Here is a 25,811-nt window from a genome sequence, read left to right on the forward strand (position 1 = left end):
ATGGGGGACGATGAAAAATGGCCTGTCGCCCGCTTCGCAGGTCTGCACTTTCGCTGCCGTGCGGGGTGAAGGAAGGCATTGGGCGCCAAGTGCCCTTTGGCAAGAAAAATGCCTGGCAGGCGCCAGGCATGGGGGCGTAAGAACGTGTCAGGTCACTTCCACAGCGCGCACTTGGTTTCTTCCTTGGTGGTGAACACCTCGTCGCCGGGCAGCTTCTTGACGATCTTGTAGTAGTCCCAGGTGCCCTTGGATTCCTGTGGCGTCTTGACCTGGACGAGGTACATGTCGTGCATGTAGCTGCCGTCGGCGCGGATGGAGCCCGAGGCGAAGAAGTCGTCCATCTTCATGCCACGCCAGGTTTCCATCACCTTGTCGGCATCGGTGGTGCCGGCAGCCTGCACGGCCTTGAGGTAGTTCATGGTGGCCGAGTAGTCGGCGGCCTGGATTTCGGTGGGGCGACGCTGGGTTTTCTTCATGTAGGCATCGGCGAACTTGCGCGATGCGTCGTTCATGTCCCAGTACCAGCTGGTGACGAACTGCATGCCAGCCGTGTTCTTCAGCCCCAGGCTGTGGATGTCGCTGTAGAAGACGAGCAACGGTGCGATCTTCATCGATTTGTCGATGCCGAATTCCTTGGCGGCCTTGATGGCGTTGATGGTGTCGCCACCTGCATTGGCCAGCGCCAGCACCTGGGCCTTGGAGTTCTGTGCCTGCAGCAGGAAGGACGAGAAATCCGACGCATTGAGCGGATGGCGCACGGCGCTTGCCACGGCACCACCCTTGGCTTTGACGACCTTGGAGGCATCGGCTTCCATCGCATGGCCGAAGGCATAGTCGGCGGTCAGAAAGAACCAGTTCTTGCCGCCGTTGTCGACGATGGCGCCTGCCGCACCCTTGGAGAGGGCCACGGTGTCGTAGGCATAGTGCACCGAGTAAGGGGTGCAGGCCTCGTTCGTCAGGGCGGAGGAGCCAGCTCCGTTGTTGATCATTACGCGTTTTTTCTCATCCGCCACCTTGGCAAGCGCCAGGGCGGTGCCAGAGTTGGTGCCGCTGAAGATCATCGTCAGGTTCTGCGTGTCGATCCACTCGCGCGCCTTGCTGGCGGCAATGTCGGCCTTGTTCTGGTGGTCGACGGTGAGCAGCTCGATGGGCTTGCCCAGCACCTTGCCGCCAAAATCATCGATGGCCATCTGAATGGCGGTGGCGCCACCCTTGCCTTCGAGGTCAGCGTACAGGCTGGACATGTCGGAGATGTAGCCGATCTTGACCTTGTCCTGCGCGTGGGCCGTGCCCATGGCGGCGGTCAAACCCAGCAGTCCCAAGGTGGCCAAGGCCTGCGCCAGGCGTGTGCGTTGCATAGTTGCTCCTGATGTTGTGATGTTGTTCCAATGCGGCAGCCGCATGGCCCGATACTGGCACGCGCAGCGACGGGCGGTATTGGGGCAATTACTGCGCCGCACGCCAGACAGTTGGCTGCAGAATTTGCATGAAAATAGCCATTGGCGCTCAACTGGTAAGCGCGAATAGCTATCAATTCAGGAGTTATCAGGCGTGGTGCGCAGGCCTGGGCGGTTGTGCACAATGGCTTGGCTTTTTTGCCCAGATCAAGCTTTACTGTTGCTGGCTGCGCACATAGGTCTGCACGATGGCTGCCGCATCCACCGCAAAGTGGCGGCGCAGGGCTGCGCGCGAATCGCTGCGGCCGAAACCATCAGTGCCCAGCGTGTAATAGCGCTGGCGCGGCAGGCCCAGCGCATCGGCAGGCAGGTAGGCGCGCACCAGCTCGGGCAGGGCGCGCACATAGTCGCAGGCGGCGATGATGGGGCCTTGCGAGTGCTGCAACTGCTGGGCAAACCAGCCGGGCTGCAGCGGCTGGCCATCCGGGGCGTTGCGCCAGGCTTCGAGCTGTGCCTCGCCGTCGCGTGCCAGCTCGGTGTAGCTGGTCACGCTCCAGACATCTGCTGCCACGCCATGCTCGCTCTCCAGTATGCGGGCGGCTTTCAGTACTTCGCCCATGATGGCGCCGCTGCCCAGGAGTTGCACGCGCTGCGTGCTCTCTTTTTTGCCAGCTTGCAGCAGGTACATGCCGCGCACCACACCCTCGTGCGCATCAGGCGGCAGGCTGGGGTTGGCCACGTTTTCGTTGGTGACGGTGATGTAGTAGAACTCGTCGCACTGCTGCTGCAGCATGCGGTGCATGCCGTGGTCGATGATGACGGCCAGTTCGCCAGCAAAGGCCGGGTCGTAGCTTTTGCAGTTGGGCACGGTCGAGGCCGTCAGCAGGCTGCTGCCATCCTGGTGCTGCAGGCCTTCGCCGCCCAGTGTGGTGCGGCCGCTGGTGGCGCCGATCAGAAAGCCGCGTGCCCGCTGGTCGGCAGCGGCCCAGATCAGATCACCCACGCGCTGGAAGCCGAACATGCTGTAGAAGATGAAAAACGGCAGCATGGCGGTGCCGTGCGTGCTGTAGCTGGTGGCCGCAGCTGTCCATGAGGAGATGGCACCGGCCTCGCTGATGCCTTCTTCCAGAATCTGGCCCGTGGTCTCTTCGCGGTACAGCAGCATCGATGCGTTGTCTTCCGGCTGGTACAGCTGGCCGAACGGCGCATAGATGCCGACCTGGCGGAACAGCCCCGCCATGCCGAAAGTACGGGCTTCATCGGCCACGATGGGAACGATGCGCGGGCCCAGCTCCTTGTCCTTGAGCAGGTTGCCCAGCTGGCGCACAAAGGCCATGGTGGTGCTCATGGGCTTGCCATCGGCCTCCAGCGCAAACTGTGCGGTAGCCTGCAGGCTGGGCACCGCCACCTGCGGGGCCTGGGTCTTGCGTGCGGGCAGAAAACCGCCCAGGGCCTGGCGGCGCGCATGCAGGTAGCGCATCTCGGCGCTGCCGTCGGCGGGTTTGAGGAAGGCCGCAGAGGTTGCCTGTTCGTCGGTCAGCGGCAGGCTGAAGCGGTCGCGGAAGGCGAGCAGGTCTTCGGCACCCAGTTTCTTTTGCTGGTGCGAAGTCATGCGGCCCTGGCCGATGCTGCCCATGCCGTAGCCCTTCATCGTCTTGGCCAGCACCACGGTGGGCTGGCCGCTGTGCGCGGCGGCGCTGGCAAAGGAGGCATGGATCTTGACCGGATCGTGCCCGCCCCGGCGCAGGCGGTCGATGTCGCTGTCGGAGAGGTGGGCGACGAGGGCGGCCAGCTCGGGGCTCTGGTTGAAGAAATGCTCGCGGTTGAAGGCGCCATCGTTGGCCGACAGGGTCTGGAACTCGCCATCGACCGTGTGCGCAAAGGTGCGTGCCAGCACATGGCTGTGGTCGCGTGCCAGAAGCGCATCCCATTCCGAGCCCCACAGGCATTTGACGACGTTCCAGCCCGCGCCGCTGAAGAGCGATTCCAGTTCATCGACGATGCGGCCGTTGCCGCGCACCGGGCCGTCGAGCCGCTGCAGGTTGCAGTTGATGACGAAGATGCAGTTATCCAGCCCTTCGCGGGCAGCGAGGGTGAGTGCCGCGATGGATTCGGGCTCGTCCATTTCGCCGTCGCCAAAAAAACCCCACACCTTGCGGCCAGCGGTGTCGGCCAGGCCCCGGTGCGCCAGGTAGCGCATGAAGCGCGCCTGGTAGATGGCGTTGATGGGGCCGATGCCCATCGAGCCGGTGGGAAACTGCCAGAACTCCGGCATCAGATAGGGGTGCGGATAGGAGCACAGGCCCTGAATGCCCTGGCTGGCGGCCACCAGCTCCTGGCGGTAGTGGCTCAGGTTGTCTTCTCCCAGCCGCCCCTCGAGAAAGGCGCGGGCATACACGCCGGGCGACGAATGCGGCTGAAAGAACACCAGGTCGGCGGCCTGGTGGCCGTCATCGGCGCGGAAGAAGTGGTTGAAGCCGGTCTCGAACAGATCGGCCGCCGATGCGTAGCTGGCGATGTGGCCACCCAGCTCGCCGTGCGCGGCATTGGCGCGCACCACCATGGCCAGTGCATTCCAGCGCAGGATGGCAGAGAGTCTTTTTTCCAGGTCCACATCGCCCGGATAGGGCGGTTGCTCATCTACGGTGATGGTGTTGACATACGGCGTGTTGCCCGAAGGCTTCCATGCCACATGGCGCTTGCGGGCATGGGCAAGCAACGCATCCAGCAGTGCGGCTGCCTGCTCCTTGCCCTGTGTTGCACCATAGGCGGCAAGCAGTCCATCGAAGGCCTCACACCATTCAGCTAGTTCGGCGGGGTCGGCTTGCGGGGCGGCAGGCAAATGGGTAGGGGGCTGGCGCACGGCGGTCTCCTGTCTGGCGCGGGAATGCGGGGATGCAATGGGCCCGATCATGCCATGGAAGGCTTTCTCTGCCCGATGGCCCGGCGACAGACGGGCGGTGACGAAAGTATCATTTTTCAATACCATTTTTATTGAAAGCTGCTACCGGCATTAAAAGGGGATGCTGGCAAGGCCGCTGGATTGCATGATGGCGCCGTGTTCAACCAACGCGGGGCCCGGATGCTCCGATCACACATGTCTCACTCATTCAACCCTGTTCAACGTGACACCCGTGCATGGCAATACCAGGTATGGATTTCGTTCGGTATTGCGATCTCGATGTGCGCGATCGGCCTGGCCTGGCTGCCGGGGCAACACCTGGAGCAGGCGTTCATGGTGATGGGCTATATGTTCTGTCTCTCGGCGGCCTTCGTGCTGGCCAAGTTTGTACGGGACAAGCAATCGGACAGCGGCAAGTCTGCTGGTGACACCCCAATGTGGCGCTTTGTGGTCTGGGGTGGCTTTGCCATCGCCATGGGCCTGACGGGCTGGGGCCTGCTGAGCATGGACATCAACCCCACCTACAAGGCGTTCCTGGGCGTGAGCTGGCTGTACATGATCACCACGGCCTTCACCCTGGCCAAGATGCTGCGCGACAAGCATGAATCGGATCTGGCTGCAGCCTTGTACAGTGCCCGCGCCATGCGCAGCGAGCAGCGCAACCCAGAAGTGAGCAGCAGCCAGGAGCGCGTGTGAACGCGGGCCGCATACACCAGCCAACACGGGAGCACAGCATGAAGAGCCCAGTCCTTGCCGGATTGCAACGTACTGCCACAGCAGCCATCGCTGGCGCCGCCCTGGTGCTGGGGCTGGCCACGGCCCCCGCCGCCCATGCGCAAAGCGATGCATCGCTGATGGTGTCGGCCCTGCCCATTGCCTCGGTCGTGGTGGGGACTGCGGTGTCGGTGGGCGCATCCACCGCCGTCGTGGCGCTGCCGGTGGCTTTGTCGGTCGATGGTGCCAAGCTCGTCGTCAAGGGCGTCAAGGCATCGGCCAAGGGCACAGTGTTGCTGCTGGAGAGCGCTTCGGACGGTGCAGCCGCCAGCATTGAGCTGTCGGCCGGCGCATTGGGCGCCAGTGCTGCCAGCGTGGGCACGGCCATCTTCGTGAGCGTGATCGGCACAGGAGTTCTGCTGTCGGCAGCGGGCGAAGTGATCGCCTTTGTGCCGAACGAAATCGGCAAAGCGTTGCTCTACAGCGAGCGCCTGTAAGAACGCCCCAAGGAGATTGCGATGATGAAACCATTCCGCGTGACCCTCATGGCAGCAGCGATGCTGGCTGCAGCAGGTGCCCAGGCCGGGCGCAGCTGCGAAGTGCAGAAGCCGACGGTGGAAAGTGTGCGCAAGAGCCTGGACTTGGCGCAACACGTGGCACAGGCGCTGGATGCCAGCGGCGCGCAGGTTGTGCTGGTGGGCCGCCAGGGGCAGGATCTGAGCAAGTACCAGCTGCAGTACTCGCACATGGGCTGGGCCTACAAGTCGGCCACAGGTGCCTGGCGCGTGGTGCACAAGCTCAATGACTGCGGTACTGCCGCTTCTCACGTGTACCGCCAGGGTCTGGGGGAGTTCTTTCTGGACGACCTGTGGCGTTACCAGGCGGTGCTCATGGTGCCTGCGCCTGCGGTACAGCAGAAATTGCTGCAGGCGCTCTCTGGCAATGAGCAACCTCTGCAACTGCATGAACCGCACTACAGCATGGTGGCCTATCCATGGAGCCTGCGCTACCAGCAAAGCAACCAGTGGGCGTTGGAAGCGCTGGCGCAGGCCATGGAGCCTGCAGTGCACAGCCGCGGCCAGGCGCAGGCATGGCTGCAGCTGCAAGGCTACCAGCCCAGCGATTTGCGCATTGGCGCCATGACGCGCCTGGGCGGCCGCATGACGCGCGCCAATATTGCCTTTGACGACCATCCACCCGAGAAGCGCTTTTCGGGCCATATCGAGACCACGACGGTGGATTCGGTTCTGCAGTTTCTGCAGCGAAGGCAGTTGGCTGCGGCCCCGCAGCTGGTGCAATAGCGATTCAAACCATGACTGGACAGGCTGCCAGCGCACGATTGGCGTGCGCTGGCAGCTATTATTTTTTATCGAGCCGGGCCCAGCATCACGCAGTCGCGGCCACGGCTCTTGGCCTGGTAGAGCGCCACATCGGCATCGCGCAGCAGATTTTCGATGGAGTCGTACTGTGACAGCTGCGCCACGTGGGCGACGCCAATACTGACCGTGGCAGACAGCGATTCGTTGCTGAGGGTCTGGAACTTGCCGGCCCGAACGGCAAGGCAGAGCCGCTCGGCAATCGTAGCGGCATCCTGGGCGCTGATGTGCGGCAGCACCACGGCGAATTCTTCCCCGCCGATACGGCCAAACACGTCCTGCGGGCGCAAGGTATGAACCACGGTGCGGGAGAACTCGCACAGCAGGTGATCTCCGGTGGCATGGCCGTGGCTGTCGTTCACGCGCTTGAAATGATCCAGGTCAAGCATCAGCACCGCCACGGATCCGCGCTCGTGCATCAGCCGCTGGAGCAGCAGCTCGCTTGCCTGCACGAAACCGTTGCGGCTGAGCACGCCGGTCAGGCTGTCATGGTGGGCCTGGTAGCGCATGCGGTTGAGCAATTCAGAGCGCGCAGCGTGCGCTCCGGCCACCGACAGTGGGCCCAGGATCAGCATGGTGACCCCCAGACGGAAGGTGGCTACGTCCACAAACTGCGCTGGCGTGAAATCGAGCCTGGAGGCCACGATGATCTTCGTGGCAAACACCAGCATGGTGATGATGGTGGTGGGCAGGATGCGGTAACTCAGGGCACACCACAGAAGCGCAGGCAGCGAAAAGGCCAGGGCCCCGACCTTGCCGGCGACCGTATAGCTGGCTGCTTCCAGCACGACGACAGCCGCCACCGGCAGCACACGTGCGGCGATCGACAGAGCCTCCTGCGCCAGGGTGGCTTTGCGTGCCGTGGGCAGCGCCAGCAGGAAAGGCAGCAGGATCATCGCGTTCATCCACTCGCCGGTCCACCACATCAGAGTTCCCTGCAGCAGCGGAACACTGAAGGCATAAGCGCTGATGGGACCACCAATGGCGGCCGATACCGTGGTGGCGACGCCGCTGCCATAGAACACCAGGAGCGCGGAGAACTGGCCTTCCATCTGCAGATCGCGCTCGGAGTGCTTGTGCATGACCCACCAGGCAGAAGCAGCTCCTACCATGTTGGCGACCGAAAAACCCATGGACACCCACAGATTGCTGCCGGTGAGCACATCCGCCGCTACATAGCTGACAAAGATGGCAGCCATGCCCAGGGGTTGCAGCAGTACACGCGGGTAGCGCAAAAACAGTACCAGCAGCAACTGATTGGCTGGCCAGAAAACGGAGAGAAAACCGATGGGCCGCAGCACAATCCCCAGCAAGCACGCGGCAAATATGGCGGCACAGGCATAGGCAAGCAAGCGGCCACTATGGGGCGTGCTCATGGAGGTAGCGGATGTGGCAAGCAACATGGTCGTGTAAGCAGATGTTCGGAATATACCTGCTTGTGAACATTTTTGACGCACATCATTTTTAGGGCAGGGTGCTTCCGCGGCTGTGGCCGAGGCGCATCCAGATTGAGCTGCCACATTCCGATAGAGGGCGCTCGCCTTCATCCACCTTCTGCACCAGCTGGCCTCTGCTTGCATTACAGGCATAAAAAAGGATAGCGGCCTGCGCCCGTCGGTATTGCGTTGTAGGCATTTTTGGTGCGCGACACATCGGAACAGGGCGCGCCGCAACGGTGCAGATGACCGGTGCCTGCCCTCGGTGGATGCGCTGGTTGTGGGGCCTGGAGCGCAGCAGGCAGGCATGGACGGGCTCTTCAATGACGAATGTCAATCCTTGTCAAACCTGTATCGTGCAAGGCACGGTATGGTCGCCAAGCTGCGCCAGCCACCGGATGGTCTGCAGGCGGCTGGCTCAGGGGCGGCTACACCCCGCGGGCCCGGTCTGCCTTGAAGCGGGCGCGGAATTCGGCAAAGGTGCCGGTATCGAGCGCATTGCGGATTTCCTGCATCAGGTTCAGGTAGTAGTGCAGGTTGTGGATGGTGGTGAGCATGGGGCCCAGCATCTCGCCGCAGCGGTCCAGGTGGTGCAGGTAGGCACGGCTGAAGCCGCCTCGGCCGCCATCGTCCCAGCTCACGCCTGCGGTGCCAGCGCAGGCATGGCAGGTGCAGGTGGTGTCGATGGGCTGATGATCGCTCTTGTGGCGCGCATTGCGGATCTTGAGATCGCCGTAGCGCGTGAAGATGGTGCCGTTGCGCGCATTGCGGGTGGGCATCACGCAATCGAACATGTCCACGCCGTCGGCCACGCCTTGCACCAGATCCTCCGGCGTGCCTACGCCCATCAGGTAACGGGGCTTGTGGGCCGGCAGCAGGTGCGGGGTGTGCTGCATGATGTCCAGCATCTCGTCCTTGGGCTCGCCCACCGAGACGCCGCCCACGGCGTAGCCCGGGAAATCCATCTCGACCAGGGCCTGCAGCGATTCCTCGCGCAGATTCTTGAACATACCGCCCTGCACAATGCCAAAGAGCGCATTGGGGTTGCCCAGACGCTCGAATTCGTCCTTGGAGCGCTTGGCCCAGCGGCGGCTCATCTCCATGCTCTTGCGCGCTTCGGCCTCGGTGGTCTTTTTGCCGTTGGTCTCGTAGGGCGTGCATTCATCGAGCTGCATGACGATGTCCGAATTCAGGATCGTCTGGATCTGCATGCTGACTTCGGGCGACATGAACAGCTTGTCACCATTGACCGGGCTGGCGAAATGCACGCCTTCCTCGGTGATCTTGCGCATGGCGCCCAGGCTCCAGACCTGAAAGCCGCCCGAGTCGGTGAGGATGGGCTTGTCCCACTGCTCAAAGCCGTGCAGGCCGCCAAAGCTCTTCATGATGTCCAGGCCCGGACGCATCCACAGGTGGAAGGTGTTGCCCAGAATGATCTGCGCGCCCATTTCATGCAGGCTGCGTGGCATGACGCCCTTGACGGTGCCATAGGTGCCCACGGGCATGAAGATGGGGGTCTGCACCACGCCATGGTTGAGCGTGAGCGTGCCACGGCGCGCGTGGCTGGTCGGGTCGGTCTTGAGCAGGTCGAATTGCAGCATAACCGCGCATTTTCGCAGATGTGCCGGGAGCCCTGCAGCGCGGCAGATTTTGCCGTGCTGGTACCTCAGGCTTTGTGGCGCAGGCGTCTACACTGGGCCTATTGCCATTACGCCAAGGAGCGAGCCATGTTGACCATGATGATTGCGGTAGACGGATCCGAGCATTCGCTGGAGGCCGTGCGCCACGGGCTGCACCTGATCGGCCAGGGCCTGCGCGCCCAGGTGGTGCTGGGCCATGTGCAGGAAAGCGCCACCCTGACGGAGCTGGCCACCGTTGGGCCCGCAGCCGCTGCGGATGCCAGCGTGGATGCAGGCATGGATTTGCTGGCGCCAGCCGTCGCGCTTTTGCGCGCCGCAGATGTCGATCACGAGGTGGACGTGCGCATCGGCGATGTCTACCCGACGCTGCTGGAGATTGCGGAAGAGCACGAATCTGCCATGATCCTGATCGGCTCTACCGGCGAAGGCGCGCTGTCGCGTATCTTTCTGGGGTCGGTGGGCAGTGACCTCGTGCGCCACAGCCAGGTGCCGGTCACCGTTGTGAAAGTGCCGTACACGGACGACTGATGCCATCGGCAAGCACCTTGATGCATTCAACCGCCCACGGTCTGCTGCGCGTGGGTGTGCTGCCAGCCCAGGGTTGGCGCGATGCGCTCGGTGAAATCACTCAGGATCTGCAGGTAGTCCTCGTGCGGCAGGTTGTAGGGTAGCTCCAGCCGCAATTCGTCAACCAGAGGTAACACTGGATCAACCAGGAGCGACTCCAGAATCTGCGCACTGCTTCCCACCAGATCGCGTGCAAACAGCACCCGGCGTTCCCCCTGCGGTGCCAGCGTGCGTGCATGGCGGCCCTCGGCAAAGGCCTGGTAGCGCTTGCGGCTGCCCGCATCGGCGCTGTCGGTGGGCACGATCACCCGGCCCAGGGCCACCCGTGGGGCGTGTGGCGCCGTCCAGTGATTGCGAAAGCGCTGCAACTGGGCGAGCTGCGTTTCGAAGAAATGGTCGCTGTGCTCGCCCCGGTTCAGATTGCCGATCAGCAGATGCAAGCCGTTGCGCCCGGCCCATTCGGCCGAGTGCAGGGAGCCGCCGCCATACCACAGCCGGTGCGCCAGGCCCGCTGCGTGTGGATAGATGCGGGGTGTGTGCTGGCCGGCTGGCGATTGCACCACGGCGCCCTCGGGCCCCAGGGACTGTCCCTGCAGGTTGCGGCGCAGGCGCGCGACGCGCTCGTGTGAGAAGTCGATGTGTGCGGGATCTCCGTCATACAGGTGCACGCCCAGCAGATCGCCATGGTTGGGTGCACCGGCGCTCACCCCGACCTGGAGCCTGCCTTGCGAGAGCACATCGACAGTGGAGAGGTCTTCGGCCAGACGGAAAGGGTTTTCATACCCCAGCTGAATGACGGCGCAGCCCAGCTCCAGACGCTCTGTGCGCTGGGTTGCTGCGGCCAGCAAGGTAGGGGCAGACGAAACAGCGGGCTCCAGATGGCGCTGGCGCACCCAGCCTCCGTCAAAGCCCAGCTGTTCACCGTATTCGAACAATTGCAGCGTGTGCTCGAGCCCGGACCAGGGCGCGTTCTCCGCATGGTTGCCCGGCGTGAGGAATGCGATGCGGGAGATATGGATGCTCATGGAGAGGCCTGCATAAAGAAGATTGAAGGCATGGGTCAGAACTTGGGCAGTCCCGGCGGATTGGTCTCCGAGCGGGGCAGGGCTTCTTCGGCGAGTTTCCAGCGGTCCAGCACCTGCGCGTACTGGCCGCTTTTGATCAAGCCGTTGGCCGCCTGCGTCAAGGCGTCGGCCAGGCCACTGCCTTTGCGGGTGGTGATGGCCACATCCGACTTGTTGGGCCAGCCTGCGTTGACGGTGCCCACAAGGCGTATCTGCCCATCCCTGGCCGCCTGGTAGGCCTGCGGAGCATTGGGGTTGAAGTTCACATCCGCCCGGCCGGACACGAGGGCAAGCGTGCGTGCGGTTTCGTCGTCGTAGTACTGCAGCTCGGCCGGTTTCAGGCCCGCTGCAATGTTCAGGCGGTTCCATTCCAGTGCAATGCGTTCCTGGTTGGTGCCCGAGGCCGATATCACGCGCAGGCCCGCAATGTCCTTGGGCTCCTTGATCGAGGTGATCTTGCTGCCGGCCTTGACATAGAAGCCGTGCAGCCCCAGGCGGTAGGTGGAAAAATCAAATTTCTCCTTGCGTTGCTCGGTCACGCCGACGTTGGAGATCACCGCATCGTATTTGCCCGAAGTCAACCCCAGTGGCCAGTCTGCCCAGGCAATCGGCTGCAGATCGAGCTTCAGCCCCAACGCATCGGCGATGAGCAGGATGAAGTCCGGGTCAAAGCCCACGATGGTTTTTGCATCGGTGGCATAGGTGCCGGTGGGTGGCGCCGCAGGATGGATGGCCACGGTCAGCACACCGGATTTCACGAATTTGAAGTCCTTGGAGAGGGCGGCAATTGCGGTCTCGTCCTTGGGTGCGCGCAGACGCCCCTTCTGCTCGGGGCTCAGATCCACGGCAGTCTGTGCATGCAAGGCGCTGCAGACTGACAGAACGGCAGACAGGACGAGGCGGCGGTGGAGATTCTTCATGGTGAATGGGGTGTGTGCGGTTTTCATTTCCGGGGCAGGCCGGGCGGGTTGGTGCGCGATGCCGTGATGGCCTCGGACTGCAGGCTCCAGCGCTCCAGCGCCTTGGCGTAGTTGCCGTTGCCGATCTGCGCGTTGAGTGCGGTGGTGATGGCATCGGCAATGCCCGAGCCTTTGCGCGAAGTGACTGCGATTTCAGCCGACTGTGGCCAGCCGCCCGAGAACAGGCCGACAAGACGCGTCTTTCCATCGCGGGCGTTGTAGGCAGCAATGCCATTGGGCGCGAAATACGTATCTGCGCGGCCCGAAGCCAGGGCCAGATACAGCACCACATCGTCGTCGTAGTACTGCACTTCCACCGGCTTGAGGCCGGCCTTGATGTTCTGCTCATTCCAGCGCAGCAGCACTTGCTCCTGGTTGGTGCTGGCGCCGACGATCACCTTGAGGCCAGCGACATCCTTGGGCTCCTTGATGGCCTGCACCTTGCTGTTCCTGGCGACGTAGAAGCCCAGGGTGTCATTGCGGTAGGTCGAGAAATCGAACTTCTCCTTGCGCTCCTCGGTCACCGTGACGTTGGAGATCACCACATCGAACTTGCCCGATTGCAGGCCCAGAGGCCAGTCGGCCCAGGCCACCGATACCAGCTCCAGCCTGCGGCCCAGGCTGTCGGCCACCAGTTGGGCGATGTCGGGGGCGTTGCCCACCGGGGTCTTGTTGTCGGTGGCGTACGCGCCAAACGGCAGGCGGCCCGTGGTGGTACCCACCACGAGAGCACCTTCCTTGGCAAACCTGAACTGCGGGTTGAGCTGGCGAATGGCTTCCTCCACCTTGTCGGACCGTGGACGGCCTGCCTGCTCGGGGCTCAGGTCGGGAGCGGCGGGCTGCGCCCAGGCAGGCAGAGCAAGCAGGGACAGCGCTGCGACTGTGGTGTGGATCAGATGACGACGTTGCATGTTCTCGATTCTTCGATGTCAGTGGGAAGGAATGATTTGGCGATCTACAGCACCTTGGCGAGGAACTCGCGCAGGCGCGGGTGGTCGGGCTGCTGCAGTACTTTGTGGGGAGAGCCGCTTTCGAGGATGCGGCCCTGGTCCATGAAGACCACGGTGTCCGCCACCTCACGGGCAAAGCCGATTTCATGGGTGACGATGAGCAAGGTGGTGCCAGTGCGGGCCAGCTCCTTGATCACATCGAGTACCTCGTTGACCAGCTCGGGATCGAGGGCCGAGGTGGGCTCGTCAAACAACAGCACCTTGGGCTTGAGCGCCAGTGCCCGGGCAATGGCCACGCGCTGCTGCTGGCCGCCGGACAGCTGGCGGGGGAAAGCGTCTGCCTTGTGCGCAAGGCCTACACGGGCCAGCAGCTCCCGGGCCAGTGCTTCGGCTTCGGCACGGGGCAGGCCACGCACCGAGACAGGTGCTTCCGCCACGTTGTCCAGCACGCTCAGGTGCGGGAAGAGGTTGAAATTCTGGAACACCATGCCCACATCGGCGCGGCGGGCAAGGATGTCCTTTTCCTTCAGTTCATACAAGGTGTCGCCGTCCTGGCGGTAACCCACCAGGTCTCCGTCAATGCCGATGAATCCGCTGTCCACCCGCTCCAGATGGTTGATGGAGCGCAGCAGCGTGGACTTGCCCGAGCCCGACTGGCCCAGGATGACCGTCACGCTGCCTGAAGGAACGTGCAGCGACACATTGTTGAGCACGCGAACGCCGTTATAGCTTTTGGAGACGGCCTGCACCTCGACATTCCCGCCACGGGTGTTGGTATGGGTCCATGCAGCGGCGCGCGCAGGGGGCTCGTCGGTGGCTGCCGGGGCTGCGTTTGCGGAGGGTGCTGCTGCAGGGCGCAGCCAGGCCCAGGCCCGCCCCAGCAAGGTGGGAGGCAGCTGGCGCAGCGCGCCGCGTGCGTAGTGGCGCTCCACTTGCGCCTGAATGACGGAGAGCACCGAGAGAATGATCAGGTACCAGACGGTCGCCACCATCAGCAGAGGGATCACTTCCAGGTTGCGGCGGTAGATGATCTGGATCGTGTAGAACAGCTCGGGCAGGGCCAGGATGTAGGCGTTGGATGTGCCCTTGGCCAGACCGATGATGTCGTTGAACGCAGAAGGCAGGATGGAGCGCATGGCCTGAGGCAGGACGATGCGGAAGGCCTGGCGGCGGCGCGGCAGGCCCAGTGCGGCGGCGGCCTCATGCTGGCCCTGGTCCACCGAAAGAATGCCGCCACGGATGATCTCGGAAGAGTAAGCCGCCTGGTTCAGCGTCAGCCCGATCACCGCTGCCAGAAACGGTGTGACCAGTTGCGTGGTGCTCCACTCGGCCCAGGTGATATTGGTGAAAGGAACGCCCAGCCATACGGTCTCGTACAGGTAGCCCAGGTTGTTCAGAATGAGCAGCAGCACGATGAGCGGAATGGAGCGGAAGATCCACACAAACGTCCAGGCCAGTGCGCGCAGCAGCGGTGAACGCGAGACGCGCGCCAATGCCAGGCCGGTGCCCAGCGTGAAGCCCAGCGCCGCCCCCAGTGCTGTCAGCACGAGTGTGCGGCCCAGGCCCACCAGCACGGGTTCGGCAAAAAACCATTCTGCAAATACCGGCCAGCCCCAGCGGGGGTTGCCGAGCACGGAGTTCAGAACGGCGCCAATCAGAATCAGCGAAATGATGGTGCCAATGGTGCGTGCAGGGTAGCGCGCTGGAACAATGCGCAGCGACGCATAGTCGCGGCGGCGTGAAGCAGGTGCCGGTGCGGGTGCTGTGGGTGCCTGCTCGATGGCGACGTTGGGTGGTGCCAGGGTGGTGGTGTTCATGGTGCAGTTTGTTTCTAGTGGGACTCAGACTCCGGCGAGCAGCGGCGCTTGCAGTGCGTTTGAGGAGTGCAGGTGCGGATGGTTGTGGAGCGCGGAAGACAGGTGCTTTTCAAAAGGCAGTTTTCGCAACGCCTGCAGATCTGCGCCGGGGTCGAACAGACGCTGGTAGCCATGGCCCAGGTACAGCCCCACGGCTTCGGGCTGGCGAAAGCCTGTAGTGAGAAAGACCCGTTGGTAGCCCTGGCGCAAGGCCTGCGCTTCCAGCTCGGCCAGGACCGAACTCGCCAAACCCTGGCGGCGCAGACGGCTGTCCGTCCAGATGCGTTTGAACTCTGCGGTGTCCGCATCCAAGCGCTTGAACGCACCGCCAGCGACCGCGTGCCCATTGCGCAGCAGCAGCAGAAAATTGCCGCCCTGGGCGGGTGTAAACACTTCGGCCGGGTAGCGCTGGATTTCCGGAACACCTGATTCCTGCAGATAGAAATCGCCATAGCGGCTTTCATACTCTCGCCCCAATTCCTCGATCAAAGGCTGGGCGCGCGGGTCTTGCAAGCTGGTGTAGACAAAGATGTCAGAGCGCATGAAAACTCCTTGAATCATGGGGCGAGAAAGCGCTCTACCAGGTGCACCCAGTAGGCGGCGGCCGGTGCCAGAACGGCGTCGTTGAAGTCATACCGGGGGTTGTGCAGAGAAGCGCTTTCGCCGTTGCCCAAAAACAGGAAGCTGCCGGGCCTCGCTTGCAGCAGGTAGGCAAAATCCTCGCTGGCAGTGCGGGGGCGAAAGTGCGAATCCACAAAGTCCTCCCCCAGTGCATCCATGGCCACATCGCGCGCAAACTGTGTCTCCTGCGGATGGTTGATGACAGGCGGAAAGCCGTTCTTGAAATCCACATGGGCCTGCGCGCCCAGGCTTTCCGCCTGGGCTTGCGCCAATTCCCGCAAGCGGTTTTTCAGCGTGCTGCGTACCTCGGGCTTGAACGAGCGCGCCGTGAGCTGCAGCTCCACCTGATCGGGGATGACATTGGCCGCATGGCCGCCGTGGATGGAGCCCACCGTGACCACCCCCATCTCCAGCGGATCGACGTTGCGGGAGACCACGCTCTGCAAGGCGGTGATCACATGTGCGCTTGCCAGAACCGGATCGACAGCCTGGTGCGGCTCGGCACCGTGGCCGCCCTGGCCGGTGATGGTGACCTTGGCATAGTCGATTGAAGCCATGGCGGGGCCTTCCACGCAGCCCAGGTGCCCGGCGCGAACGCCCGGCCAGTTGTGCAGGCCATAGATGGCGTCGCAGGGAAAGCGCTCGAACAGCCCTTCGCTGATCATCTTTTTGGCGCCTGCGCCCAGTTCTTCCGCAGGCTGAAAAATCAGGTGCAGCGTGCCATCGAAATTGCCTTGCTCGGCCAGAAAGCGGGCAGCTGCCAGCAGAATGGCGGTGTGGCCATCGTGGCCGCAGGCATGCATCACGCCTGCATTCTGGCTGGCATAGGGCAGGCCGGTGGCTTCCTGGATCGGCAGCGCGTCCATGTCGGCGCGCAGGCCCAGGGTTCTGCCGCCCTGGCCTTTTTTCAGCCGGCCAACGACCCCCGTTCCAGCGATGCCGGTGAACACCTCGTAGCCCCATTCGGCCAGAACTCTGGCCACGAGGGCAGAGGTTCGATGCTCCTGAAACGATAGCTCGGGGTGCTGGTGGATATCGCGGCGCAGGGCAATGAAGCTCTGTGCATGGCGGGCGATGCCGTTCTCCACCCGCAGGCGGTCTGTGCTGCGAATCTGGGCGGCGGGTTCGGTGATGGCGGCGCTGTTCATCAGGCGACCCGTCGGGATTCAAGCGTGTCTTCCACTGCTTCGTACCGGCTGGCCTTGCGCGGCAGGCCGAGATGGTCGCGCAAGGTCTGGCCTGTCAGCGTGCGCTCATAGCGGCCGCTGGCTTCGAGCTCGGGCAGCACGTGAGTGACGAAGTCATCCAGGCCTTCGGTGCTGACGGGGAACTGCAGGATGAAGCCGTCTGCTGCGCCTGCATCCACCCAATGGATGATCTGCTCAGCAATTTTCTTGCCGGAACCCACGAAGTTGGATTTGGGCGTGGCCGCTTGCAAGGCCACCTGACGCAGGGTCAGCCCTTGCGCCTTGGCATCAGCCTTGATGCGGTCGGTGGTGGAGCGGAAGCTGTTGCGGCCAATGTCGCCCAGCTCGGGGAAAGGTGCATCCAGCGGGTATTGGGTGAAATCGTGGTGATCGAAGTAGCGGCCCAGGTAGGCCAGCGCTTCATCAATGCCGAGCAGGTTGCGCACGCGTTCGTATTTGGCGTTGGCTTCTTCATCGGTGGCGCCGGTCACCACGTTGATGCCCGGGAATATCTTCACATCGCTGGCCAATCGGCTGTGGCTGATGGCACTGGCCTTGACCTTGCGCGAGAACTCGCGGGTCTCTTCCAGCGACGGCGAATGCGTGAATACGGCGTCTGCGTATTTGCCGGCGAGATCAATGCCGGCATCCGAAGAACCGGCCTGGAAGATCACCGGTTGGCCCTGGGGCGAACGCTGGATGTTGAGGGGTCCGGCCACCTGGAAGAAGCGGCCTTCGTGATCGAGCGTGTGCAGCTTGCTGCGGTCAAAGAACTGGCCGCTTTCGCGGTTGCGGACAAAGGCAGCATCGTCCCAGCTGTCCCACAGGCCTTGGGTGACTTGCAGGTATTCATCGGCGATCTGGTAGCGCTGCGCATGTTCGGGGTGCTTGCGGCTGTAGTTCAGCGCCGAGCCTTCGAGCGGCGTAGTGACCACGTTCCAGCCTGCACGGCCACCACTGATCAGATCGAGCGAGGCGAATTGCCGCGCGACGGTGAAGGGATCGCTGTAGGAGGTGGATACCGTACCGGCGAGCCCGATTTTGCTGGTGACTGTTGCCAGTGCCGAGAGGATGGAAATCGGCTCGAACCGGTTGAGAAAGTGGGGAATGGATTTTTCGTTGATGTAAAGGCCATCGGCCACAAAGGCGAAGGCGATGCCATAGGCCTCGGCCTTCTGGGTGATGCGGATGTAGTGCTGCAGGTTGACGCTGGCGTCTGCCGGTACGCTGGGATGGCGCCATGCATTCATGTGGGCACCTGCGCCGTGCAGCATCAGGCCGAAACGGATGGGGGATTTGCTCATGGTGGGCTTTCGGTCAAGGTTCAGGCGGCCGCCAGTTCGGCCACGGCGGGTTGCGCCTTGGCAATCAGCTCTATCGATGCCAGGCGCTCTTCAAAAAATGGAACCGGCGTGTCGATGACGAATTCATCGATGCCGTGTTGCTGGTGCAAGGCAGTCAGCGCCTCGTGCACGTCGTCGGCGGTGCCCGCAATGACATGGGGGCGTGTTTCTTCCAGTCGGTAATCGCTGATGCCGGCTTGCTGCGCAAACTCTGCGGCGGCTTCGCGGCTTTGCAGGTTGAAGCTCTGGCCGGTGGGCAAATGCAGCTTGAAGATGCGCACGTTCGCAACCAACGCTTCAGCCTTGGCGCGGTCATTGGCAGCAAAAGCATAGACGGCCATCGATGGAGCATGGCCGCTGCTCTTGCGGTAGGAGGCCGTGGTGCTGGCGAGCAAGGCAGGGTCATCGTTGAAGTGCCCTGCATAGGAAAAGCCCCAGCCCAGGTGCGATGCAAGTTGGGCGCTGTCGGGAGAGGCCCCGAGCAGCACGCATTGCGGCAAGGTGCCAGGTGTGGGTAGCGCGCGCGAGGCGGCCAACGGGTGCCCGGCGGGCAAGTCGTCGCGCAGAAAGCCGTTCAGATCGCTGAGCAGGCTGTCGAAATTGAATGGCTGTGATTGGTCGTGGCGCGCTTGCAACGCGCGTGTGGACTGTGGCAGACCGCCGGGCGCCTTGCCAATACCCAGGTCCACCCGGCCCGGCGCCAGTGCCGACAGCAGCTTGAACACCTCGGCCACTTTGTAGGGGCTGTAGTGCTGCAGCATGACGCCGCCTGAGCCGATGCGGATGCGCCTGGTATGCGCCAGCAGCCAGGCGACCAGGATTTCGGGGGCGGAGCCCGCCACCTGGGGGTTGCCGTGGTGCTCTGCCACCCAGAAGCGGTGGTAGCCCAGCGCTTCGGCGCGCTGTGCCATGGCCAGGGTGGAGCGAAGCGCCAAGGCGGCGGTGGCGCCCGGCGGAATGGGGCTTTTGTCGAGCAGCGAGAGGCGGTAGGTCATGAAAAAGTAGCGCTAGGCTGGCAGCGGTGAATATGTCAAAAATAATATCTTTCAATATTCATTGCTGCTGCTACTTATTCGCAGATGGTCATGCGTAAATCGATTTATATGTTGGAGTTGAGTAGTTTTTGGTATTTGATTATTTGTTGAGGTTTTATGCGATTGGTGATGGATTCTTGATAATGCGGGCCCATAGAAAAAGCCTTGAGCATTGGCTGCTCAAGGCTTTTCGGGAAGACTCTGGTGGGGGCTTTATGCCGCTGCGGGTGTTTGGTCTCTGGCAGCGCTGTAGATGTAGGGCCGTGCCTGGGTCAGCAGGGCAAGAGACTCATCAAGGCGGGCGTGGATGTCGTGGGCTATCTGGTAGCCGCCCAAGGTCTGGGCGGTGATCTGCGCATCGGTGGCATACACACTAGGCAACACCAATCGCGGGCCCATGGACTGCAGTACTGGGCGCAGCGCATAGTCGAGTGCAAGCATGTGGTGGGGGCTGCCACCTGATGCCAGCGGTAGAACAGCTTTGTCTCTCAGCCCGTATTGCGGCAGCAGATCCAGAAAGGCCTTGAGCAGGCCGCTGTAGGCCGCTTTGTAGATGGGTGTGGCAATGACCAGTGCATCGGCTGCATCTACCGCCGCAATGGCCTGGGCCAGGATGGCGTTGTTCCAGTCGGCGTGCAGCAGGCTTTGCGGGGGCAGATCGCGGATGGACAGTGACGAGGCTTGGATGCCCGTCATGCTTTTGAGCCTTTCGCCGAAGCTTGCCAATAATGCGGCTGAGCGGGAAGGAAGTGTCGGGCTGCTGCTGATTAGGAGGATATTCATGCCGATATTGTCATGGGCACCCATTTAATGGCGAATACCCATGTTGAAAATCAATATGAAATATTCTGAGAGGCTTGCCAGCCAAACGCAACGAAGCTTATTGCATATCTAATGGCGAAAAATGCGTATACCGGGCAATATCTCGAAAATGAGCGATTGCCAGGGCACCTATCAGTTGGAAGAGGCGAGGCCATCTGTCTGTGCCAGGGTCTGGCGTAGTTTGCCGAGCTGGTCATACAGGTCGCGCGCTGCTTGCGTGCCCAGCGGGGCCAGCAGCTGATCGAGCCACTGCTCATGGGCTTGCGCCATGGCGCTGAAGTGTTTTTTTCCGTCGCGCGTCATGCGCACGATCATGGCACGCCGGTCATCGCCATCCGCCACTCTTTCCACCCAGCCCTCGGCCACAAGCTGGTCGGTCAGGCCCGTGATGTTGCCGCCGGTCACCATCAGGTATTCCGACAAGGTGCTCATGCGCAGGCCTTTGGGAAAGCGGCTGAGCTGCGCCAGGTAATCAAAGCGCGGCAAGGTGGTGCCGAACTGCGTGCGCAGGTTGCTGCGGATCACTTGCTCTATCTGGGTGCTGCAGGTGAGCAGACGCAGCCACAGGCGTACGGCCTGGTGGTCGTCGTGTGACAGACCGGCTTCGCGCCCGGGCGCATCGGTAGCAGCAATCGAATGCATATCTGGAATGGCGGCCATAGGGGTATCGTGCCTCAACGCGGGTACAGGAGACTCAGGGTTACTTCGTATTCTATTCAAATATTCATTCATAAATAATTTAGACATAAAGCAATTTGAAGGAGCTCGGTCGCAATGAAAATTGTCTGCATCGGTGGCGGTCCCGCAGGTTTGTACTTTGCACTGCTGATGAAGCAGATGGACGCTTCGCACGACGTGACCGTCGTGGAACGCAACAAGCCCTACGACACCTTTGGCTGGGGCGTGGTGTTCTCCGACGCGACCATGGACAACATGCGCGAATGGGATCCGGCTACGGCTGCGCAGATCGAGGAGGCCTTCAACCATTGGGACGACATCGAGCTGCTGTTCAAGGGCCGCAGAATCCGATCGGGCGGCCACGGCTTTGTGGGTATTGGCCGCAAGCACCTGCTCAACATCTTGCAGGCGCGCTGTGAGCAACTGGGCGTGAAGCTGGTGTTCGAGACCGATGTGCAGTCCGATGAAGACTATCCCGATGCCGACCTCATCATCGCCAGCGACGGCGTGAACTCGCGCATCCGCACCCGATATGCCGACACCTTCCGACCCGACATCGTCACGCGTCCCAACCGTTTCATCTGGCTGGGCACGAACAAGGTCTACGAGGCCTTCACCTTCGATTTCGTGCGCACCGCGCATGGCTGGTTCCAGGCGCACATCTACAAGTTCGACGACAAGACTTCGACCTTCATCGTCGAGACCACCGAAGACACCTGGAAAGCCAGTGGTCTCGATACGGCGGATCAGCAGCAATCCATCGACTTCTGTGAAAAGCTCTTTGCAGACAATCTGCAGGGCGAGAAGCTGATGACCAATGCGCGCCATCTGCGTGGCTCGGCGTGGATCAACTTCCAGCGCGTGGTGTGCGACCAGTGGTGGCTCCAGAATGCCAAGGGCAGTCATGTGGTGCTGATGGGCGATGCCGTGCACACGGCGCACTTTGCCATTGGCTCGGGCACCAAGCTGGCGATTGAAGACGCGATCGAACTGGCGCGCCAGTTCAAGACCCTGGGCGCTGCGCCGTCGCGCATCCCCGAAGTGCTCGCGGCCTACCAGGAGGCGCGCCGCGTGGAGACGCTGCGCATCCAGAACGCAGCCTGGAACGCGATGGAGTGGTTCGAGGCCTGTGGCCTCCGCTACTGCGACCAGTTCGAGCCCGAGCAGTTCATGTACTCCATGCTCACGCGCAGCCAGCGCATCAGCCACGAGAATCTGCGCTTGCGCGACGCGGCGTGGCTGGGTGGCTATGAGCGGTGGCTGGCGGAGAAGAATGGCGTGCACATCGATGCCGACAAGGGGGGCAAGGCGCCGCCGCCGATGTTTTTGCCTTATACGCTGCGCGGCCTCACGCTCAAGAACCGTATCGTGGTCTCCCCCATGGCGCAGTACTCGGCCGTGGATGGCGTGCCCGGCGATTACCACCTGGTGCACCTGGGTGCGCGTGCCATGGGCGGCGCAGGGCTGGTGTTTGCCGAGATGGCCTGCGTCAGCCCCGAGGGCCGCATCACCCCCGGCTGCCCGGGTACCTACAGCGAGGCGCAGAAAGTGGCCTGGAAGCGCATTGCCGACTGGATCCATGCCAATACCGATGCCAGGTTCGCCATGCAGATCGGCCATGCGGGCGCCAAGGCATCGACACGCCTGGCCTGGGATGGTACTGATCTGCCGTTGCCTGAGGGCAACTGGCCCATCCTCTCTGCCTCGCCGCAGCAATACCTGGACGGCGTGAGCCAGATATCCCGGCAGATGACGCGAGCGGACATGGACGAAGTCAAAGCCCAGTTCGTGCATGGCGCGCAGATGGCGGCTGATATTGGTGCCGACTGGCTGGAGCTGCACTGCGCCCACGGGTACCTACTCTCCAGTTTCATCTCGCCACTGACCAATCACCGCGACGACGAATATGGCGGCAGTCTGGAAAACCGGCTGCGCTATCCGCTCGAGGTTTTCCGCGCGGTGCGCGCCGTCTGGCCCGAGGACCGGCCCATGTCCGTGCGTATCTCGGCCCATGACTGGGTACCGGGCGGCATCACGCCCGAAGACGCGGTGGAAATTGCCAAGGCTTTCAAGGCTGCAGGTGCGGATCTGATCGACTGCTCGTCGGGCCAGGTCAGCAAGCAGGAAAAGCCGGTGTATGGCCGCATGTTTCAGACGCCATTCGCCGATCGTATCCGCCAGGAGGCAGGCATTGCCACCATGGCCGTGGGCGCGATCAGCGAGGCAGACCATGCCAACTCCATCATCGCGGCGGGCCGCGCTGATCTGTGCGCGGTGGCCCGACCGCACCTGGCCAACCCGGCCTGGACGCTGACCGAGGCGGCGAAGATCGGCTACACCGCCATTGCCTGGCCCAAGCCGTACTTTCAGGGCAAACGCCAGATGGAAACCCTGTTCGAGCGCGAGAAGGCACAGCAAGCCGCCGCGTTGGCTCCAGCCGGGGGGCACCGAGATGAGCGGTGATCTGAGCGATCAACACGCGTTGGTGACCGGCGCGGGCCAGGGTATTGGCGAGGCGATTGCGCGGCAATTGCTGGCGCGCGGTGCCAGGGTTACGGTGCTGGGGCGCAGGGCCGAGCCGCTGCGCAGGCTTGTGGATGAATTCCCCGGGCAATGCCGCATGGAGCTGGCTGACGTTGCCCAGGAGTCCGAAGTAAAGACGGCTTTTGCACAGGCAGTGCATGCGCAAGGCGCTATCAATATCCTCGTAAACAATGCAGGCCAGGCGCAGAGCGCTCCGTTCATGAAGATGGATGCGGCGCTGTGGCAGCGCATGCTGGCCGTCAACCTGACGGGTGCCATGCTGTGCATGCAGCAAGTGCTGCCCGCGATGGTGGCAGCGGGCTATGGGCGCATCGTCAATGTGGCGAGCACGGCGGGGCTGGCGGGCTACGCCTATGTGGCCGCGTACTGTGCAGCCAAGCACGGCGTGGTGGGGTTGACCCGCTCGCTGGCGCTGGAGTTTGCCACCAAGGGCGTGACCGTCAATGCGGTCTGCCCCGGCTATACCGAAACCGAAATCGTGCGCGAGAGCATTGCGCGCGTGGTGGAAAAGACCGGCCGTACGCCCGAGCAGGCAATGGCTGAATTCGTCAAAAGCAACCCCCAGGGCAGGCTGGTGCAGCCGCAGGAAGTGGCCGACGCCGTGCTGTGGCTGTGCGGCCCGGGCGCTGGCGCCGTCACCGGCCAGGCCATTGCGGTGGCTGGCGGCGAAGTGATGTGAATGGAGACCAAGATGAGTGAATACACAATCGATCCCGCCCTGGTGGCGGGCAACCACCAGCAACTGGCGGGCTACCAGGCTCAGCACTTTCTGTGGCAGGTGGAAGACGGCGTCGCCACGATCACGCTCAACCGCGCCGAGCGCAAGAACCCGCTGACCTTTGAGTCCTATGCCGAGCTGCGCGATCTGTTCCACAACCTCAAATGGGCGCAGGATGTCAAGGCGGTGGTGCTGGTAGGGGCGGGCGGCAACTTCTGCTCGGGCGGTGATGTGCACGAGATCATCGGCCCGTTGGTGCAGCTCAAGGCGCCTGAGCTTTTGATGTTCACCCGCATGACGGGCGAGCTGGTCAAGACCATGCGCGCCTGCCCGCAGCCTATTGTTGCTGCCGTCGATGGCGTCTGCGCCGGTGCGGGCGCCATCATGGCGATGGCTTCTGACATGCGCCTGGGCACGGCGCGCAGCAAGACGGCCTTTCTCTTCAACCGCGTGGGTCTGGCGGGCTGCGACATGGGCGCCTGCGCCATCCTGCCGCGCCTCATCGGCCAGGGCCGGGCGAGCGAGCTGCTCTATACGGGCCGCAGCCTGGGCGGCGAAGAGGGTGAGCGCTGGGGTTTCTTCAACCGCCTGTGCGAACCCGATGCCTTGCTGGAGCAGGCGCACAAGCTGGCCAGCGACCTGGCTGCAGGCCCGACCTTTGCCAATGGCATCACCAAGACCATGCTGCACCAGGAATGGGCGATGACGGTGGAGCAGGCCATTGAGGCCGAAGCCCAGGCGCAGGCTCTTTGCATGCTGACCGAAGATTTCTCGCGCGCCTACCATGCGTTCGTCGCCAAGCAAAAGCCGCAATTCCAAGGAAACTGACATGGCAGACAGCAGCTATCTGAAGTGGCCTTTCTTTGAGGCCCGCCACGCACAACTGGCGCAGGGGTTGGATGCCTGGGCGGCCCGGCATGCAGCGCATGTGCACAGCAGCGACACCGATGGCGATTGCCGCCAGCTGGTCAAGGCTCTGGGCGCTGGTGGCTGGCTGCGCCATGCGGTGGCGGGGGCAGAGCACGGCGGCGCAGGCCCACAAATTGACACGCGTGCTATCTGCCTGATCCGCGAAACACTGGCGCGCCACAATGGGCTGGCCGACTTTGCTTTCGCCATGCAGGGCTTGGGCTCCGGCGCCATCAGCCTGGCTGGCACGCCAGATCAGAAGCAGCGCTACCTGGGCAAAGTGGCGGCGGGCGAGGCGATTGCGGCGTTTGCACTGTCCGAGCCCGAGGCTGGATCGGATGTAGCGGCGATGGCCTGCGAGGCACGGCTCGATGGCGACCACTACGTAGTCAAAGGCGAGAAGACCTGGATATCCAACGGCGGTATCGCAGACTTCTATGTGGTGTTTGTGCGCACGGGCGAGGCGCCAGGTTCGCGCGGCATCTCGGCGCTGATCGTCGATGCGGGTATGCCGGGTTTCGAGATCGCCGAGCGCATCGACGTGATCGCGCCGCACCCACTGGCGCGGCTGAAGTTCACCGATTGCCGGGTACCTGTGGCCCAGCGCGTGGGCGCGGGCGGCGAAGGCTTCAAGGTAGCCATGCGCACGCTGGATGTATTCCGTACCTCGGTGGCCGCAGCCGCGCTGGGCTTTGCGCGCCGCGCGCTGGATGAGGCACTGCAACGCGCCACCACGCGCAAGATGTTTGGCGGCGTGCTGGCCGATTTTCAGCTCACCCAGGCCAAGCTCGCGCAGATGGCCACGCTGATCGACAGCGCGGCCCTGCTCACCTACCGCGCGGCCTGGCAGCGTGACCAGGGCGAGAACGTGACGCGCGAAGCCGCAATGGCCAAGATGACAGCCACCGAGAACGCACAGCAGGTCATCGATGCGGCGGTGCAGATCTGGGGCGGGCTGGGCGTGGTCAGCGACCAGCCGGTGGAGCGGCTGTACCGCGAGATTCGTGCGCTGCGCATCTACGAAGGCGCGACCGAGGTGCAGCAGCTCATCATTGCACGCGAGCTGCTCAAGAGCGTACAGGCCTAGGAGACCA

General features: G+C 62.9%; 22 protein-coding genes. 8 read left to right on the forward strand and 14 right to left on the reverse strand.

The window, feature by feature from the left end; all coding sequences use genetic code 11:
* Positions 1 to 152 precede the first annotated feature (152 nt).
* Together ABIE32_RS03665 and mdeB are read right to left on the reverse strand one after the other, a co-directional pair.
* The gene (locus ABIE32_RS03665; RefSeq protein WP_429014020.1) at positions 153 to 1,358 is read right to left on the reverse strand and encodes an ABC transporter substrate-binding protein; all 1,206 of its coding nucleotides are present in this window, start codon (positions 1,356 to 1,358) and stop codon (positions 153 to 155) included.
* A 253-nt stretch (positions 1,359 to 1,611) separates the two neighbouring features.
* Entirely contained in the window at positions 1,612 to 4,311 is a 2,700-nt protein-coding gene (mdeB, locus tag ABIE32_RS03670; RefSeq protein ID WP_429014268.1) for an alpha-ketoglutarate dehydrogenase, read from the reverse strand.
* 183 nt (positions 4,312 to 4,494) lie between these two features.
* On the opposite strand from mdeB, the gene ABIE32_RS03675 reads away from it, so the two are divergent.
* From ABIE32_RS03675 to ABIE32_RS03685, 3 genes are read left to right on the forward strand one after another with little or no spacing between them, the layout of a single operon-like run.
* Entirely contained in the window at positions 4,495 to 4,995 is a 501-nt protein-coding gene (locus ABIE32_RS03675; RefSeq protein ID WP_224152961.1) for a YiaA/YiaB family inner membrane protein, read from the forward strand.
* Between the two features lie 38 nt (positions 4,996 to 5,033).
* A complete protein-coding gene (locus ABIE32_RS03680; protein WP_429014022.1) occupies positions 5,034 to 5,510 on the forward strand; it encodes a hypothetical protein in 477 nt (158 codons plus the stop codon).
* A 24-nt stretch (positions 5,511 to 5,534) separates the two neighbouring features.
* On the forward strand, positions 5,535 to 6,314 hold the full coding sequence (locus ABIE32_RS03685) for a DUF2145 domain-containing protein (RefSeq protein WP_429014271.1): 780 nt from the start codon (positions 5,535 to 5,537) through the stop codon (positions 6,312 to 6,314).
* Between the two features lie 65 nt (positions 6,315 to 6,379).
* Here the strand turns inward: ABIE32_RS03685 and ABIE32_RS03690 are convergent, their stop codons facing one another.
* On the reverse strand, positions 6,380 to 7,765 hold the full coding sequence (locus ABIE32_RS03690; RefSeq protein WP_429014024.1) for a diguanylate cyclase: 1,386 nt from the start codon (positions 7,763 to 7,765) through the stop codon (positions 6,380 to 6,382).
* Between the two features lie 488 nt (positions 7,766 to 8,253).
* On the reverse strand, positions 8,254 to 9,426 hold the full coding sequence (tgt, locus tag ABIE32_RS03695) for a tRNA guanosine(34) transglycosylase Tgt (RefSeq protein ID WP_224152965.1): 1,173 nt from the start codon (positions 9,424 to 9,426) through the stop codon (positions 8,254 to 8,256).
* A gap of 126 nt (positions 9,427 to 9,552) precedes the next feature.
* Here tgt and ABIE32_RS03700 point away from each other — a divergent pair, with 126 nt between their 5' ends.
* Positions 9,553 to 9,993 (forward strand): universal stress protein, encoded by a 441-nt coding sequence (locus tag ABIE32_RS03700; protein ID WP_429014028.1) that lies wholly within the window; start codon positions 9,553 to 9,555, stop codon positions 9,991 to 9,993.
* 26 nt (positions 9,994 to 10,019) lie between these two features.
* Here ABIE32_RS03700 and ABIE32_RS03705 read toward each other — a convergent pair whose 3' ends face one another.
* From ABIE32_RS03705 to ABIE32_RS03750, 10 genes are all read right to left on the reverse strand, one after another.
* A complete protein-coding gene (locus ABIE32_RS03705) occupies positions 10,020 to 11,057 on the reverse strand; it encodes an LLM class flavin-dependent oxidoreductase (protein WP_429014031.1) in 1,038 nt (345 codons plus the stop codon).
* 35 nt (positions 11,058 to 11,092) lie between these two features.
* Complete coding sequence (locus ABIE32_RS03710) at positions 11,093 to 12,016, reverse strand: ABC transporter substrate-binding protein (RefSeq protein ID WP_429014034.1); 924 nt, start codon at positions 12,014 to 12,016, stop codon at positions 11,093 to 11,095.
* 23 nt (positions 12,017 to 12,039) lie between these two features.
* Complete coding sequence (locus ABIE32_RS03715; RefSeq protein WP_377779293.1) at positions 12,040 to 12,966, reverse strand: ABC transporter substrate-binding protein; 927 nt, start codon at positions 12,964 to 12,966, stop codon at positions 12,040 to 12,042.
* 44 nt (positions 12,967 to 13,010) lie between these two features.
* Positions 13,011 to 14,822 (reverse strand): amino acid ABC transporter permease/ATP-binding protein, encoded by a 1,812-nt coding sequence (locus tag ABIE32_RS03720; RefSeq protein WP_429014036.1) that lies wholly within the window; start codon positions 14,820 to 14,822, stop codon positions 13,011 to 13,013.
* Between the two features lie 24 nt (positions 14,823 to 14,846).
* Positions 14,847 to 15,404, reverse strand: coding sequence for a GNAT family N-acetyltransferase (locus ABIE32_RS03725; RefSeq protein WP_429014039.1), 558 nt, complete (start codon positions 15,402 to 15,404; stop codon positions 14,847 to 14,849).
* A gap of 14 nt (positions 15,405 to 15,418) precedes the next feature.
* On the reverse strand, positions 15,419 to 16,630 hold the full coding sequence (locus tag ABIE32_RS03730; RefSeq protein WP_429014041.1) for a M20 aminoacylase family protein: 1,212 nt from the start codon (positions 16,628 to 16,630) through the stop codon (positions 15,419 to 15,421).
* Complete coding sequence (locus ABIE32_RS03735) at positions 16,630 to 17,973, reverse strand: LLM class flavin-dependent oxidoreductase (protein WP_429014044.1); 1,344 nt, start codon at positions 17,971 to 17,973, stop codon at positions 16,630 to 16,632. The genes ABIE32_RS03730 and ABIE32_RS03735 overlap by 1 nt, the downstream gene beginning before the upstream one ends.
* Positions 17,974 to 17,993: 20 nt before the next feature.
* Positions 17,994 to 19,007 (reverse strand): LLM class flavin-dependent oxidoreductase, encoded by a 1,014-nt coding sequence (locus tag ABIE32_RS03740; RefSeq protein ID WP_429014047.1) that lies wholly within the window; start codon positions 19,005 to 19,007, stop codon positions 17,994 to 17,996.
* A 252-nt stretch (positions 19,008 to 19,259) separates the two neighbouring features.
* Complete coding sequence (gene ssuE / locus ABIE32_RS03745) at positions 19,260 to 19,853, reverse strand: NADPH-dependent FMN reductase (protein ID WP_429014050.1); 594 nt, start codon at positions 19,851 to 19,853, stop codon at positions 19,260 to 19,262.
* A gap of 147 nt (positions 19,854 to 20,000) precedes the next feature.
* Positions 20,001 to 20,528 (reverse strand): MarR family winged helix-turn-helix transcriptional regulator, encoded by a 528-nt coding sequence (locus ABIE32_RS03750; RefSeq protein ID WP_377779290.1) that lies wholly within the window; start codon positions 20,526 to 20,528, stop codon positions 20,001 to 20,003.
* Between the two features lie 114 nt (positions 20,529 to 20,642).
* Here ABIE32_RS03750 and ABIE32_RS03755 point away from each other — a divergent pair, with 114 nt between their 5' ends.
* From ABIE32_RS03755 to ABIE32_RS03770, 4 genes are read left to right on the forward strand one after another with little or no spacing between them, the layout of a single operon-like run.
* The gene (locus tag ABIE32_RS03755; protein WP_429014053.1) at positions 20,643 to 23,009 is read left to right on the forward strand and encodes a bifunctional salicylyl-CoA 5-hydroxylase/oxidoreductase; all 2,367 of its coding nucleotides are present in this window, start codon (positions 20,643 to 20,645) and stop codon (positions 23,007 to 23,009) included.
* The gene (locus ABIE32_RS03760; RefSeq protein WP_429014055.1) at positions 22,999 to 23,769 is read left to right on the forward strand and encodes an SDR family NAD(P)-dependent oxidoreductase; all 771 of its coding nucleotides are present in this window, start codon (positions 22,999 to 23,001) and stop codon (positions 23,767 to 23,769) included. The genes ABIE32_RS03755 and ABIE32_RS03760 overlap by 11 nt, the downstream gene beginning before the upstream one ends.
* A gap of 12 nt (positions 23,770 to 23,781) precedes the next feature.
* Complete coding sequence (locus tag ABIE32_RS03765) at positions 23,782 to 24,636, forward strand: enoyl-CoA hydratase family protein (RefSeq protein ID WP_429014058.1); 855 nt, start codon at positions 23,782 to 23,784, stop codon at positions 24,634 to 24,636.
* Position 24,637: 1 nt separating this feature from the next.
* The gene (locus ABIE32_RS03770) at positions 24,638 to 25,804 is read left to right on the forward strand and encodes an acyl-CoA dehydrogenase family protein (RefSeq protein ID WP_429014060.1); all 1,167 of its coding nucleotides are present in this window, start codon (positions 24,638 to 24,640) and stop codon (positions 25,802 to 25,804) included.
* Positions 25,805 to 25,811 lie beyond the last annotated feature (7 nt).

Origin of the sequence: Comamonas sp. 4034 (genome assembly GCF_050434545.1) — a bacterium.
Classification (GTDB): Bacteria; Pseudomonadota; Gammaproteobacteria; order Burkholderiales; family Burkholderiaceae_C; genus Comamonas; species Comamonas odontotermitis.